At 38.7% G+C, this 14,675-nt stretch carries 17 protein-coding genes and 1 riboswitch; of the genes, 11 read left to right on the top strand and 6 right to left on the bottom strand.

Annotated elements, in window-relative coordinates; all coding sequences use genetic code 11:
• On the top strand, positions 1–288 hold a 288-nt coding region (locus M028_RS0111005; protein ID WP_026573957.1), incomplete at its 5' end, for an aromatic amino acid lyase.
• A gap of 32 nt (positions 289–320) precedes the next feature.
• Here the strand turns inward: M028_RS0111005 and M028_RS33330 are convergent.
• Positions 321–479 carry a hypothetical protein gene (locus M028_RS33330; protein ID WP_165976330.1) on the bottom strand — a complete coding sequence of 53 codons (159 nt, stop codon included), beginning with the start codon at positions 477–479 and terminating at the stop codon, positions 321–323.
• 132 nt (positions 480–611) lie between these two features.
• Here M028_RS33330 and M028_RS0110995 point away from each other — a divergent pair, with 132 nt between their 5' ends.
• Complete coding sequence (locus tag M028_RS0110995; protein WP_026573956.1) at positions 612–986, top strand: DnaJ family domain-containing protein; 375 nt, start codon at positions 612–614, stop codon at positions 984–986.
• A 67-nt stretch (positions 987–1,053) separates the two neighbouring features.
• On the opposite strand, the gene M028_RS0110990 is transcribed toward M028_RS0110995, so the two are convergent.
• The gene (locus M028_RS0110990; RefSeq protein ID WP_026573955.1) at positions 1,054–1,941 is read right to left on the bottom strand and encodes a LysR family transcriptional regulator; all 888 of its coding nucleotides are present in this window, start codon (positions 1,939–1,941) and stop codon (positions 1,054–1,056) included.
• 124 nt (positions 1,942–2,065) lie between these two features.
• On the opposite strand from M028_RS0110990, the gene M028_RS0110985 reads away from it, so the two are divergent.
• The 3 genes from M028_RS0110985 to M028_RS32065 all read left to right on the top strand — a co-directional run bounded on the left by M028_RS0110985 (position 2,066) and on the right by M028_RS32065 (position 5,085).
• The gene (locus tag M028_RS0110985) at positions 2,066–3,127 is read left to right on the top strand and encodes a YeiH family protein (RefSeq protein ID WP_026573954.1); all 1,062 of its coding nucleotides are present in this window, start codon (positions 2,066–2,068) and stop codon (positions 3,125–3,127) included.
• 448 nt (positions 3,128–3,575) lie between these two features.
• Positions 3,576–4,547: a carbohydrate kinase family protein gene (locus M028_RS0110975; protein ID WP_035424077.1), complete on the top strand. Its 972-nt coding sequence runs from the start codon at positions 3,576–3,578 to the stop codon at positions 4,545–4,547.
• Positions 4,548–4,814: 267 nt separating this feature from the next.
• Positions 4,815–4,904, top strand: a riboswitch (cyclic di-GMP riboswitch).
• Between the two features lie 31 nt (positions 4,905–4,935).
• Entirely contained in the window at positions 4,936–5,085 is a 150-nt protein-coding gene (locus tag M028_RS32065; protein WP_081810723.1) for an anti-repressor SinI family protein, read from the top strand.
• Positions 5,086–5,159: 74 nt separating this feature from the next.
• Here the strand turns inward: M028_RS32065 and M028_RS0110960 are convergent, their stop codons facing one another.
• On the bottom strand, positions 5,160–5,483 hold the full coding sequence (locus M028_RS0110960; RefSeq protein ID WP_026573952.1) for a helix-turn-helix domain-containing protein: 324 nt from the start codon (positions 5,481–5,483) through the stop codon (positions 5,160–5,162).
• A 213-nt stretch (positions 5,484–5,696) separates the two neighbouring features.
• Between M028_RS0110960 and map the strand changes: the two genes are divergently transcribed.
• A complete protein-coding gene (gene map, locus M028_RS0110955; protein WP_026573951.1) occupies positions 5,697–6,446 on the top strand; it encodes a type I methionyl aminopeptidase in 750 nt (249 codons plus the stop codon).
• Positions 6,447–6,472: 26 nt separating this feature from the next.
• On the opposite strand, the gene M028_RS0110950 is transcribed toward map, so the two are convergent.
• Positions 6,473–6,697 carry a DUF1128 domain-containing protein gene (locus M028_RS0110950; protein WP_026573950.1) on the bottom strand — a complete coding sequence of 75 codons (225 nt, stop codon included), beginning with the start codon at positions 6,695–6,697 and terminating at the stop codon, positions 6,473–6,475.
• A 199-nt stretch (positions 6,698–6,896) separates the two neighbouring features.
• Between M028_RS0110950 and M028_RS0110945 the strand changes: the two genes are divergently transcribed.
• Both M028_RS0110945 and M028_RS0110940 read left to right on the top strand, forming a co-directional pair.
• Positions 6,897–7,256, top strand: a complete 360-nt coding sequence (locus tag M028_RS0110945; protein ID WP_026573949.1) for a YtxH domain-containing protein — start codon at positions 6,897–6,899, stop codon at positions 7,254–7,256.
• Positions 7,257–7,277: 21 nt separating this feature from the next.
• A complete protein-coding gene (locus M028_RS0110940) occupies positions 7,278–8,114 on the top strand; it encodes a YihY/virulence factor BrkB family protein (RefSeq protein WP_026573948.1) in 837 nt (278 codons plus the stop codon).
• 262 nt (positions 8,115–8,376) lie between these two features.
• Here M028_RS0110940 and M028_RS0110930 read toward each other — a convergent pair whose 3' ends face one another.
• A complete protein-coding gene (locus M028_RS0110930) occupies positions 8,377–10,293 on the bottom strand; it encodes a heavy metal translocating P-type ATPase (protein WP_026573947.1) in 1,917 nt (638 codons plus the stop codon).
• 253 nt (positions 10,294–10,546) lie between these two features.
• Complete coding sequence (locus M028_RS0110925) at positions 10,547–11,725, bottom strand: MFS transporter (protein WP_026573946.1); 1,179 nt, start codon at positions 11,723–11,725, stop codon at positions 10,547–10,549.
• A gap of 188 nt (positions 11,726–11,913) precedes the next feature.
• Here M028_RS0110925 and cax point away from each other — a divergent pair, with 188 nt between their 5' ends.
• The 3 genes from cax to M028_RS0110910 all read left to right on the top strand — a co-directional run bounded on the left by cax (position 11,914) and on the right by M028_RS0110910 (position 14,570).
• Complete coding sequence (gene cax, locus M028_RS0110920; protein ID WP_026573945.1) at positions 11,914–12,972, top strand: calcium/proton exchanger; 1,059 nt, start codon at positions 11,914–11,916, stop codon at positions 12,970–12,972.
• A gap of 519 nt (positions 12,973–13,491) precedes the next feature.
• A complete protein-coding gene (locus tag M028_RS0110915) occupies positions 13,492–14,259 on the top strand; it encodes a YfkD family protein (protein WP_442852784.1) in 768 nt (255 codons plus the stop codon).
• A 113-nt stretch (positions 14,260–14,372) separates the two neighbouring features.
• Positions 14,373–14,570, top strand: coding sequence for an SE1561 family protein (locus tag M028_RS0110910; protein WP_026573943.1), 198 nt, complete (start codon positions 14,373–14,375; stop codon positions 14,568–14,570).
• Positions 14,571–14,675 lie beyond the last annotated feature (105 nt).

Here is a 14,675-nt window from a genome sequence, read left to right as displayed (position 1 = left end):
AACCAAGAGGATCATGTAAGTATGGGAACCATTGGCTCAAGACACGCTCATCAAATTATTCAAAATGCAAGAAGAGTTCTTGCGATTGAATTGATTTGTGCCATGCAGGCTGTAGAATACCGTGGTGTGGATAAAATGGCTACACAAACAAGAAGACTTTACGAAAAGGGAAGAGAAATTGTTCCTTCTATTACAAAGGACCGGGTTTTCTCGAAGGATATTGAAAGAGCAGCAGAAGGCCTAAAAACAATGGATTTTGCTGAATTAACACAATCAGTAGTATTGTAATATGAAAAAGCGTGAGGGGGCCCTCACGCTTTTTATTCTTCCTCTTCGACTCTATTTTTGAATGCCTCCTGGGTGACGATTAGTTCTTCATCTTCAATGACTTCTCTAGTATGTTTTGCGGTCAGGCTATTTTTTGGAAAATCACCTGGGTGGTTTTTCTTTTTATGATTAAAATGTTCTCCACGTGCCAAACTCAACACTCCTTTCGTTTACGCTAGTAGCATTCCCCCAATAAAGATAAAAAATTACGGTTTGGCTGATAGGCATATAAATGGAGAGTTGATATACTTTAGATAGTAGGGATGGTAAAAGGAGGCTATAACATGGATCTATTTCATATTGTCTCAGAAGAACGGATAAAAAAAGCATATGAAGATGGTGAGTTTGAAAATCTCCCTGGGATGGGCAAGCCGCTTCCCCTCGATGACCTCGCAGGAGTTCCTGAGGAATTGCGCATGGCATATAAGTTGTTAAAAAATGCTGGGTATACCGAAGAGGAAGGTCATTTGCGCAGGGAAATGACGACAATTGAGGATTTAATGAAAAAATGTGATGACCCTGGAGAGCGGGAAGGACTTAGAAGGAAGCTAAATGAAAAGCTTCTGCGTTTCAATCAAATGATGTCCAAACGAGGCGTTAAAACGAATTCCTCTTTTTTCAAAAACTATGAACATAAGGTGCAAAATAAATTGAAATAACGCTAAAAGGGCGCGAGGGACAAACTCAAGTAAGGAGTTGGAGAAATGTCCTTCACGCCTAATTTAACTAAAACTCTGCCAAATACTTCCTCACAATTTCAATAAATGTCTTTAAGGCCTTTGTTTGATAGGCGGACTGAGTAATCATCGAAAAATTTCGTTTGAAAGGCAGACCCTCAATATGAATGATCCGGATGTAACTATGAATGACCTCTTTTTCAATAGCCCAGCGTGATAATAGGCTGATCCCCAGACCTGCCTCAACGGATTCTTTTATCACCTGAGTACTTCCAAATTCCATAATTTTTTTGGGCGTAAAGTTATGCAAGCGAAAAAAGTTTTCCGCAGCTTCCCTTGTACCGGAACCTTCCTCCCTTAAAATCCATGTTTCATCCACCAAATCAGAAATTCGTTTCTCACCAAGTTTCGATAAAAGATGATGAGTGGGCGAAGCAACAACCACCATCTTATCTTCAGAAATGACTTCTGAAGATAAATGATCATCCTTCAAAAATCCCTCAATAATTCCTATATCCAATTGATGCATTCTTACGAGCTCAATCACTTCCTTTGTATTTTGAATCTTGATTGATGGACGAATCAAGGGATATTGCCACTGCATTCTCGAAATAATATGCGGCAGAATATATTCACCAAATGTATAGCTCGCACCAATCGAAATCTGACCGCTTGCCTTATTGGTCAGATCATCGACTAATGATTGCATTTTTGTGTGGAGTGCCAAAATTTCTTTTGCATGATGATAAACAATTTCCCCTGCCTTATTGAGGCGCACATATTTATTACTCCTTTCAAGCAGTCTAGCGCCGACAGATTCCTCTAAAGCCCTGATATATTGACTGACTGCAGGCTGTGTCATATGCAGATCTTCTGCAGCTTTCGAAAAATTCTCCTTTTCTACAACCTTTATAAACACCTCTAAATGTTGATCCATTCAATTCCCCCGCATCTGTTCCTTATGTATATAAATTTACTTATCATCCCTATTATATATCTTTATTTTCCTTATACATAAACCAGGAGTATCCTAAAATTAGAAATTAAATGAGGTGATAAAAATGGGGAACCTGAGTGCTAAAGCTTTATCTGTAACTGAACAAGCGGGTCTTCAGCAAAAAAAACCGGAACCTAAGTCCTCCGTTGGTGTGTGGTTAGGTGGAATCTCCTTTACGATTGTTGTTGCAGCTCTAGGATATGCTTTATCAAAAGTCCCAGGTTTTGATCATGTTGGCCCGCTGGCCTGTGCAATCGTCATTGCGGTCATATATCGGCAATTTTTCGGATATCCAGAAAAACTGCGCGCCGGTATTCAATTTTCTGCGAAACGTTTTTTGCGCTTTGCCATCATTTTGTACGGCTTAAAACTTAATATTGATATTGTACTGCATCAAGGGCTTGGACTACTTGTGCGCGATGTGGGTGTTATTACTTTTGCTATAGTATTAACCGTTTGGCTCGGAAAATTATTTAAAGCAGAATCATCTCTTTCTCTTCTCTTGGGAGTTGGTACTGGAGTATGCGGGGCAGCAGCCATTGCAGCCGTTTCTCCCATTATCAAAGCAAAAGATGAAGATACTGCGATAGGAGTAGGGATTATTGCGCTAGTTGGAACGATATTTTCCATCACCTATACCATCTTAAGGCCTTTTCTTCCATTATCGGCGATTGAATATGGAATTTGGAGCGGTACCAGCCTTCACGAAATTGCACATGTCGCTTTGGCAGGAGCTCCTGCTGGTCCTGATGGATTAGCGATTGCCCTACTGGCGAAATTAGGCAGGGTACTGCTGCTAGTTCCATTATCTTTTATTCTTATGTATTGGATGAAACGTAAAAAAACAGCGAATACAGGAGATACGAAAATTGAATTTCCATGGTTTTTAATTGGTTTTATTTTAATGAGTTTGCTTGGAAGCTATGTCTTCGGCAAGTCGATTCCAGTTTCAAAAGCAACGTTAGACGGGGTCGCTACGGCTACTACTTTTATTCTTACTTCTGCCATGGTCGGTCTCGGTTTAAATGTCAGCCTGCGGGATCTCCGGACAAAGGCTGCTCGCCCGCTAATCGCAATGCTGATTACTTCTGTGGTACTGTCAATCGTTACCTTTTTTATCTCGTAAAAAAAGCTGGCTTTGGTGAAATCTATTGAATAGACTTCATTCATCGCCAGCTTTTTGTTCTGGATTACCAGGTTTGCACATTCGGTCAAGGAGAAAACCAAAGAAAACAATAAAACTAATGGGAATAGAGTAATTCAATATATGAAGAATAGTCATATTTTCTTGTACCTCCAATATTTTTGTAATATTTTGGATATTTATATATTATTTACATTATATGCTAAATGTCACGATTCAGACAAATTTTCTGGTCTAAGAAATTTTAAAAAATTTGAGACCTATGAGGCCTTGGTTTATCCATTTTTCAAGGAAAACGATTGCACAAAATACAACGAAATACAATTTTATCCAAAGGGTTTTATTAGGTTTGTATCGTACTAATTATAGTGGAGAGGATTTTTGTCGAATCCTGATTCTTAGTTACCTGTCAGAGGAGTGTTTGAAAACCATGAATGTTCTTTGTATTGGCGGAGCCAATATAGATCGCAAAATACAAACGATAAATCACCTTACCTTTAAAACATCGAACCCTGCAAAGAGTACGATGTCCTGTGGCGGAGTAGCAAGAAATATTGCTGAAAACCTAGGGCGCCTCGGTATTAATAGTTCCTTACTTGGCTATATAGGAGAAGACCCTGAAGGAAATTGGCTTCGTAAAATAACAGGAGAATATGTGGATGTAAGCCTTTTGGAGGCACTGCCGGGAAAGTCAACGGGTACCTATACAGCTGTCCTAGATGAAGAAGGCGAAATGGCAATCGCGTTTGCTGATATGGCTATTTATGATTATGCGGAAGAGGACTTTATTGAAAAAAAATGGCCACAAGACCGGCCTGCCATCGTTTTACTAGATACAAATCTACCTGCAGTAATCATTGAGCTCATTATCCAACATTGCAGGAGTGAAAATATTCCTATTTGCATTGCTACGGTTTCAGTATCAAAATCTGAAAAATTACCACGTTCGCTTGAAGGAATTACATGGCTCGTTGCAAATGAAAAAGAGGCAGAAGCATTGTCCAATATTAAAATAAAGTCCGAGGGTGACTTTTTTAAGGCGGCTGTAGAGCTTTTAAACAAGGGCGTTAAAAAGGTCGTTATCAGTAGAGGAGAAAAGGGATTAATTTATTTTACCAAAGACGGGGAAGCCGGAGCGTTGGTTGCCCCTGAAGTGCCGGTTACGGACGTAACAGGTGCAGGTGATTCGCTTATTGCTGGAATAATATATGGGGATTTAAAGGGTTTAAATACAGAGGACTCTTGCAAAATAGGACTTTCTTGTTCCTATTTAACCATTCGGTCGAAAGAAACTGTAAATCCGGAACTAAACAATCAAAACTTAACGGATTCATTTCAACGATATTTCTGTAGGGGACCAAGGCAAAAAGGATTTAAATCTATTTTTGCATTTCAAAGATAAGGAAAAGGGAGGGAATTCGACAAAAATTCCCTCTTTTTTATTTGAAAATATGGATTTCTTGTATATAAATGATATGTTTCTTTATGTATTAGCAGTTTTTTTGTCAAAAAAAGGAATAACTTGTAACAAAAAGTAATTTGAAAATGGGATTATTCTGACAAAATCTAACACCCTACTAAAAAAGAACTATTTATAATAAACGTATCGTTAAGGATTAAGTATTTAGTCCTGAGTAATAAATAATTAATTTATTCTATGAACAATACAATCAGAAAAAGGCAAACCTTTTGAAAAAGAGGGACGCAAAGCCGAGGATCTAAGGTAAGAGTATCTTGCAATGATGGCCGGGCTGCCTGGGATACGATATGTATTTTAGGGGTGAGTTTAGTTGAGAAACACAGAATGTATAGTTGAAGTTATGGATGAGGAATGGATTGCTCTAATACTCGAAGCAAAAAAACTTGGAATTGACAAGGAAACAGTTCGAACATTTCTAAATCAAAATGATTTGAAGGAGCAGTTGGCTAAGCAATGTTAAGGTACATACAAAAAAGGCATTCCTAAAAAGATGAATAATCCTTTTGGGAATGCTTTCTTTTTTAAAAAGTTATACTACTTATTTTGGTCAGCCCGCCACTTGTTAAATTCAAGAAAATCACGGAATTGTTGTTTGGAAACTCCTGAATTCATTGCTTCTTTTACAATCTTCATCCACTCGCTGTCCAATTCCTCTTGATCAATTCGTTCGTGGATTAAATAATCAACAGGGACATTTAAGACTGCTGAAATTTTTTCGAGAAATTGAATAGAAGGATTTGTTTGTAAGTTTCTTTCTAGGGAACTCAAATAAGACTTTGCGACTCCCGCCTGTTCAGCAAGTTCGGAAAGGGACATTTTCTTTTCTAAACGCAGTTTTTTTACTCGTTCTCCAATCATGGCATCTCACACACCTAATAAAGATAATCTATAATATAATATTACCAAAAGGGAGAAAAAAGTTCCATATTACGAACGGCGTATTTTTTACAATATACGTCTAAGTTAACAATAATTAATAAATTCTTAAATCACTTCTTTGAAAAAAAGCTTGGATAGAGATAAGATGTTTTTAGAGTGAATACTGAAAAATATAAAAAGGCAGGGAAAACAATGATTGTCTTAAAATCACAAAGAGAAATTGAAGCAATGAAGAAAGCGGGAGAAATTCTTGCTTCATGTCATAAAGAAATTGCCAAATTAATTAAACCAGGTATTACAACCTGGGAAATTGAGGAATTTGTTGATGATTTTTTACGGAAAAATAACGCTTCACCGGAGCAAAAGGGTTATAAAGGGTATGAATTTGCCACATGCGCAAGTATTAATGATGAAATCTGTCATGGATTCCCAAGAAAAGAACCCTTGAAAGACGGAGATATTGTCACGATCGATATGGTGGTCAACTATAATGGAGCATTGGCCGATTCAGCCTGGTCCTATGCTGTGGGCATTGTCTCTCCTGAAACCGACCACTTATTAAAGGTAACAAAAGAGGCACTTTATAAAGGAATTGAACAGTCGGTTCCAGGAAATCGAATTGGAGATATCGGACACGCAATTCAAAAATATGTTGAAAGTGAAGGGCTATCGGTTGTACGGGATTTCATTGGACATGGAATTGGAACTGTCATTCACGAGAAACCGGATGTTCCACATTACGGCCTTCCGGGAAAAGGACCGCGCATTAAAGAAGGAATGGTGTTCACGATTGAACCAATGGTAAATATCGGAATGTACCATACAAAAATGGATTTGAACGGCTGGACGGCAAGAACCGTTGATGGAACTTATTCCGCCCAATATGAACATACCATTGCGATTACAAAGGATGGCCCAATCATCTTGACAGAACAAAAATAAAAAGCAAACCCTCAGGGTCTGCTTTTTTATTTTTTTCGAAGGTTTCCTAATTCCTCTACGAGCGCCTGCATTTCATTTGGACTGAAGGAATTTTTCTTCATGACCAGTTCATAAATTTCTTTTAGATCTTCGTACATTTCTTCATCGAAATGAGTTGGTTTTATGGCGCCCAAGTTTAAAACCTTTAATTTTTCTTTAATTTGTTCAATCATGTATTCGACATTTTCAGTCGATTTTTCTGCTAAATTCATCCCGGACCCCCTTGAATTTTTATCCTCATCTTTTCATTATAATGGGTAGATGTCAATAAAAATAGTGTTTTGTTCTTTTACAAAAGGGGAATGTTTATGAAAGAATATAAAATATTACCATTTAAACTTGCATAGGGAATGGGCTTATCGCAAAATGGGAGTTAAGATGATAAATTGTAGCAAAGAAGGAGAGTTTAAAGTGACAAAGAGGAATCAATTTTGGAAAGGAATGTTATATGGAGCATTAGCGGGTGGTGTAATCAGCCTTTTAGATAAAGATACTAGGGAAGTAATGAAGGAAAATGTTCTAAAGGTATCCAACAAAGGGCTCTATATAGTAAAGCATCCGCGAGAGGTTGCCGGACAAATAAAGGAAACAGCAATCAGAATCAAAGAAACGGTTGAGGAAGTGAGTGAGGATATTTCTTATATCACTGAGAAAGTAGATGAACTTAGTGAACTCACCCCGAAAGTAACCGATATGGTAAAGGAAACAAAAGATGCCTTTGCCGATCATGAAGACTCAGACTTTATGGATGCCGTCATTAAAGAAGATTAAAATCATGAAGGAGGGATAAGCGTGGAAAAGGGAGGAAATGTTCGTTCATCTTTAATTCGATTACTATGGCACAGGATTGAAGAAGATGATTTGAATGGTTTAAGTGCCCAGCTCGCCTATTTTTTTCTCCTTTCCTTGTTTCCTCTCCTCATTGTTCTTTTTACATTACTTCCATATATCCCTATCCCACATCAAGATGTTCTTGGAGTGATCAAAGGTTTTGCCCCGGTAGAAGCAATGGATTTAATTGAGAAAAATGTGAAATATATCATGAATCACCGTAATGGCGGGCTGCTATCGTTTGGTATAATCGGTACCATCTGGTCAGCTTCAAACGGAATTAATGCAGTAGTCAGGGCTTTTAATAAAGCCTACAATGCGAAAGAAAACCGTTCCTTTATTGTTGCAAGGGGAGTGGCGATTCTCTTAACTCTGGGAATGATTTTTGTTTTTATCCTTGCCATTATTTTACCGGTCTTTGGTAGAGAAATTGGCGTATTTTTATTTTCACAGGTAGGATTTTCGGACGAGTTTGGTAAGATTTGGGACACTCTAAGCTATCTTGTGAGTGCGATTATTTTGTTCTTGATTTTTACAGGTTTATATTGGATTGCTCCGAATGTGAAATTGCGGTGCAGAAGCGCATTTCCGGGTGCGGCCTTTGCCACAGTCGGCTGGATTGTTACTTCTATGGGATTACGCTTTTATGTTGAGAATTTTAGTAATTTTTCACTGACCTACGGAAGTATTGGAGCGATCATTGTGTTAATGATATGGCTGTATTTATCGGCCTTCATCATCGTTTTAGGTGGGGAAATTAACGCGTTTTACAGTGAAAGAAGTAAGAAAAACTGTTAAGTGCTCCTCATTTTTCCTTTATGAAAACGTCGGATTTGCTTAAACTATGATTGGGGGTTACCTACAATCTTAAGGGAGGCTTACACCATGACCAAAGCGACGAAAAAAGATGGCGGAACAAAACAAAAAGGGAAAAAGAATCATCCAAAACAAAAAACTTCTGGGTCTGCAAACGGCTCGAACGGATATCACTAAAAAGTGGTAGCATCTTGGTGCTTACTGGACAAATAAAAAAAGGCCGGGGATATCACCCCGGTCTTCCTTATGACTTGAGAAGCCTTAAGCTATTTAGAATGACCAAAATTGTGCTTCCTTCATGGCCAATCACTCCGAATGGCAAATCAAGCAGCTGAAAAAAGTTCGAAGCAATTAAAAGCATGATAACAGATATAGAAAAAATAACATTTTGCTTGATAATTTTATTCATTCTTTGCGAGAGGCGAACAGCCTCCGCAATCCTTGGCAAATCATTTTTCATTAAGACAATATCTGCTGTCTCTAGCGCAACATCTGTACCTTCACCCATGGCAATTCCAACATTTGCAATGGCCAGGGCAGGGGCATCATTAATCCCGTCACCAACCATTGCCACAGTTTTAAACTTGGTCTTCAATTCTTTCAACTGCTCTACTTTTTCTTCTGGTAAGCATTCAGCAAAGAATTGATCAACATGACTTTCAGCAGCAATGGCACTCGCTGTTGTTTTACTGTCCCCTGTAAGCATGACAGTATAAATTCCTTTTTGTTTTAATTGATCAATGGCTATCTTAGTTTCTTCCCTGACTACATCCTTCAAGGCAATCATGGCGGAAAGAGCACCATTGATTTCAACGAAAACAAGGGTATTTCCAAGGCTGGCCAATTCTTTTGCTTTTCCATTTGCAAATGCATCTGCCATTTCTTTTCCAACAAAATCTGCTTTCCCAATTTTCCAATGTTCAAGGCCAATGCTTGCTTTTAAACCCCAGCCAGGAAGGTCTTCTAGAGAATCAGGATGAAGAAGTTCCCGATTCAGCTGTTGTTTTGCATATTTGACAATGGCTTTTGCAAGCGGATGGTTCGAATGGTTCTCAATCGAAGCCGCTTTCCATAAAAGATCTTCCCGGTCCAGACCATCATTTACAATAACCTCGGTTACCTCGGGTCTTCCTTTTGTGAGGGTTCCGGTTTTATCAAAGGCAATGGCTTCTAAAGAGCTCAAATTCTCGAGATGAACCCCGCCCTTTACCAAGATTCCATGCTTCGCTCCATTGGATATGGCGGATAAGGTGGCAGGCATGATGGATGCCACCAATGCACACGGGGAGGCAACCACTAACAAAATCATTGCTCTGTAAAAGGATTCATGCCAACTCCAGCCCAGTAGAAAGTGTGGAATGAAAAACATCAGGATTACTACAGCTAGAACAGCCTTTACATAAGTTCCTTCGAAGCGTTCAATAAAAAGCTGGGAAGGAGATTTTTCGCTTTGGGCCGATTGAACAAGCTGAATGATTTTTTGAAAAAGGGTGTCACTGCTTGCTTTGGTCACTTGAACCGTAATAGAACCTGTTAGATTAACCGTTCCCGCAAAGACTTCCTCCTGATCCCCTTTCGAAACAGGCATCGATTCCCCGGTGATGGCAGCTTCATCGATATTGGTTTTTCCTTTTACGATCATACCGTCTGAAGGGATCCGCTCGCCGGGTTTTACAAGAATCTGATCTCCTACCTGCAGTTCAGAAGTTGGAATTCTTTTTTCGACCCCATTCTTAATGAGAAGGGCTTCTTCAGGCTGAAGTTCCATTAACGAAGAAATTTCTTTATGACTCTTATTCATCGTATAGGTTTCTAAAGCACCACTGACTGCAAAAATAAAGATTAACACGGCTCCTTCTGTCCAGTAGCCAATAATCGCTGAACCGATTGCGGCAAAAATCATCAGCATTTCGACATTCAGTTGTTTATTTTCATAGGTTTCCTCGATCCCTTCTTTCGCCTTGGCAAAGCCTCCAATCACAAAAGCAAGCAAATAAGCGATGATAGAATCTACTTCGTTATCGTATTTATCAAGTAGCCACCCTGCAACAATTAAAAGCCCGCTAACCGCAGCGGCAATCAGCTCTGCGTGAGGCTTAATTTTTTCAATGAAAGAAACCTTTTGTATTTCTTGTGTAAGTGATTTCGCTTCTGAACTCATCTTTTCCCCCTCCATAATTCGGATTAATATTTTTTAACTATGTTAAACTTGGTTGTTAATTTCGCTCCAGGCACTTCCACTTTTCTTAATGAGAAGAATAATCAAACTCAGCACCCTTAAAAAACACGAAAGCTGTCATCAAATGATGACAGCGAATACTTATTTATAAGGATATCCTATATTTACTTTATTTTACCACATATTCTATGCGTTCGATATGAATTTGCTCCGTGAATATAGGAAGATTCGTTCCTTAATTTTTTTGGCCTTCTGGCATCGGAATGGTTCTTTTTCCAAAAAGATAAATAATCAGGGATAGAACCAGGAGCATCGTACTAATAATATAGAAGAAATTAACGTTTTGGAAAAATTGGATAAACAGGCCGCCAATAATCGGGCCGCTTAAGCTTCCCAGGCTGAAAAAGATTCCGCATAACAAATTTCCTGTTGCTAAAAGGTTTTTTGGAACCAGGTCTGTCATAAAGCTAATCCCGAGAGAGAACGTGGAACCGACGGCCATTCCGGAAAAAAGAAAACATATAAATAGGCCAATTAAGGAATGCTCTAGGAAGCTTGCGACAGTAAAACTTAAAAATCCCAAAAATAGAACGGTGATTAACACATTTCTTCGTCCATAGCGGTCACTTATCATTCCTAAAGGAAGTTGGGTCAAGATACTGCCGATGGCAAACCCCGATAGCACAATGGAAACACTGGCCACATTGATGTCCGTCCGCAATGCATATACGGGAAAACTGCCGTTTAAGGATGATTCTAAGAAACCATATGAAAAGGGCGGTAAAAAGGCAACCCAGCCATATTTTAATGCCTGACTGAACCGCTTTATCGTTCTTAGCAATGAATTGATTCCTGCATCTGCTTCAGGGTATTCATTCTTTAGAGCCAATAAAAAGAACCAGCCAATCAAGCAAAGGATAGACGAAACGATGAACGGAAGAGACTTATTTATGTTCACCAATGGGGTCATCAGCGGTCCAGCTGCAAAGCCAATTCCGAAAAATAATCCATACAAGGCCACGTTTCTTCCACGTTTATTGAGTGGCGAGGAAGACGTAATCCAGGTTTGGGTGGCAAAATGGAGCGAATGGTCGCCGATTCCAATCAGTAAACGCAAAACAAACCAAAACCAAAAGGATTGCCAAACGGGAAAAAGGGCGAGTGCGGCAACGACTATTCCTCCTCCAATTAAAATCACCGGTTTGTAGCCATACTTCCGTAATGGCATCTCCATAAAAGGAGAAACGAGGAGAATTCCAATATAAAGAGCTGTGGCATTTAGTCCGTTTAATGAGGAAGAAACACCACTTTTTTCAAAGATGACCGCAATCAGCGGCAGCAGCATTCCTTGAGAAAACCCGGAAATGGCAACAATACTAACTAAAATCGAAAAATGAAATTGATTTTTTTGCATATAATTAACCTCTTACTTACAATTCTGAAATAATCGTATCTAAATGATGGTAACTAGAAAATCCAGTATTTGCAAGCGAAAAATTCAACCAAACTTTTAATAAGTTGCAAAATAGTGTATTCTCATTGATGGGTTTTTTTAGGGGAATATAGGTATATATGGAAAAATTTATGACCGGAGGGAACGCCGTGACAAATAAAATATTTATGGTCATGACATTTATTGGAGTGCCACTTTCAATTATTGGTACACTATTACATTGGTCTAGTATCCTTTTATTTACTATTTATTGTTTAACGATTATTGCACTGGCAAGCTATATGGGCAGAGCCACTGAAAGTTTGGCGATTGTGGCTGGACCACGAATTGGCGGGCTCTTAAATGCAACCTTTGGTAATGCAGTTGAGTTAATTATTTCAATCTTTTCCTTGAAGGCTGGCCTTGTTGGGATTGTTCTTGCCTCGCTAACGGGTTCCGTATTAGGGAATTTGCTCCTGGTTGCCGGATTATCCTTTTTTGTCGGCGGTCTTAAATACAAACGTCAGGAATTTAATATTTACGATGCCCGGCATAATTCCGGACTCTTGATGTTTGCAGTGATGATTGCTTTTGTCATTCCAGAGGTTTTTTCAATGAACATGAATGAAGACAAAAAACTTTCCTTAAGCGTTGGAATTTCGATTATCCTGATTATCCTTTATTTAGCTGCATTATTTTTCAAGCTCGTTACGCATCGGGGGGTTTATCAACATGATACAGAAAAGGTCGTTCATGATGAAGAGGCTCCGGAATGGGGAAAAGGAAAAGCGATTGCCGTTTTAGCCATTGCCACTGTTGCGGTTGCCTATATCTCTGAACATCTTGTTCATACCTTTGAGGTTGTGGCGAAATCCTTTGGCTGGACAGAGATGTTCATTGGAATTATCATCGTTGCGATTGTCGGAAATGCGGCAGAGCATGCTTCAGCAGTTTTAATGGCTTTCAAAAATAAAATGGATATTGCAGTAGAAATCGCAATTGGCTCGACACTACAGGTTGCGATGTTTGTTCTTCCTGTTCTGGTTATTATCTCGCTGTTCTTTGAAACCTCGATGCCGCTTTTATTTAGCTGGCAGGAACTCATCGCAATGGTCTCATCCGTTTTGCTAATGGTTGTGATCTCCAATGATGGGGAATCCAATTGGTTCGAGGGATTGACCTTAATCGCCGCCTATGTGATATTGGGGATTGGATTTTTCCTTCTTTAATAGGAAAGACTCTAAGTCAAATGACTTAGAGTCTTCTTTTTACTAAATTCTCATGTACGGGTAATTCACGCTTCATGTGCTATAGTGACATTTTTAAATTAGGCTAAAATCAATCTCGCTTTTAAATGGGACCATCAATCACCAACCTTCATGTTAGTTAAGAACGAACCTGAAAAAAACACGAGTGTTGAAAATTCATATAAGTCGGGGATCCCAACCTCCTTAAATGATAATTGGTTAGCAGATTGATTGCTGCCCTCCTTTATTAAAAGGTTAAGTTTATTATAAATGAATGATGGAATTTTGTAAATGTTCTGATTATTACATTTTTGTGTCATTTCTTTAAAAACGGTCAAAAATTAATAGGAATTCAGAGACTTGACCAGAAATTATTTTTCGAAATGGATAATATTTAGGAACTCCGAAAAAACTATGTGCAGACGGTATAATGCGATATGTTGAAAGGAGTTTTTTTAAGTGAAAAAATTTGCCCCTGTCCTTATGTCAATGCTATTAATCATGACCATTTTGCCAACTGCTTTTGCTGAAAAAACTGCGGTGAAAAGAGAGGCAGTTAAATATACTGTCCCATCTTCTGTTCGAAATATCTCAAAGGAAAATACTTATCCGAATTCGACACAGGATTTGCCGCTTTTACAGCCAAGTGATTTAACAAAGAAATTAATCGACTCTTCGAAGGTCAAGATTCAAAATCCTGATTTGATTCGTATGCTTAATGAGTCCAGCATTAATAGTACTCCATTTGCGATTGGGTATCGTGCCATCGTTTATTTAGGGCAATGGCCGCTGAACTATGAATCAACTGAAACCTCGCCGAATTGGGAGTATCAAAAAATCAATACCAACTTTTTTGATAATCGTGGTGGTAAGGCCCCCTACAAGATTCACTATGTTCAAGAATCGCAAAAAATCGTTCGTGGAGGTTTGACCTCTAAAATCCCGGATGCAGAAATGGTCAAGAAAATGATGCTGCTCACGGCGATGGAGAAAACTCGCCTGCCGCTTGCGTTTGAAACGGTCATTGGCGGTGGAACGAAAAATGATCATGTTTATAACATCCCAGCTAACCGTTTAGGCTATTTATTTGCTTATGCACCGGGGGTAAGTGAAAAAGGGAAGGTTACCTACGGGGAAGTCTATCTCATGTTAAAAGGAAATAAAAAGTTTATTGTTATTAAAAATGTTACCTCTCAGGGCATTGGCGCGTGGATTCCGGTTCAAGATTTTGTATCTTTTGGGTTCATAGCACCTGAACACCCACGTTGATTTAGCACAGGAGACTCCTACAGATTGGTTCGGTAGGGGTCTTTTTTATAAAAAATTGCAAAACAGTGTTTTTTTCGGTAGGATATAAACGTTATGAAAGGAGAGAAAAAGATTTGGGTAGTCCTGTACAAGATAAAAACCTGCAAGTTAACTTTTTAAAACAACGATTAAATATATTCCTTGATGTATTAGATGCAATTGATCCGGAAGATACGGATCTTGAGGATATTGACCGTTTACTTTCCATGCTCGATGACATGGAATCAAAATGCCGAGAATTCAATAATCGTGAAACGAATGAGTCTGTTTAAAAGCAGACTCATTTTTTATGGTTTTTAAGCGATTTACCTCATAATACCAAGTAACCGATTTCAAGCTTATTCTTTAATTCTTAGGCGTATAGGAGTATAATGGAG

Origin of the sequence: Bacillus sp. UNC438CL73TsuS30 (genome assembly GCF_000482325.1) — a bacterium.
GTDB lineage: Bacteria > Bacillota > Bacilli > Bacillales > Cytobacillaceae > Neobacillus.
Note: the sequence above shows the minus strand (reverse complement) of the source record. Positions and strands in the feature narration are given on the sequence as shown.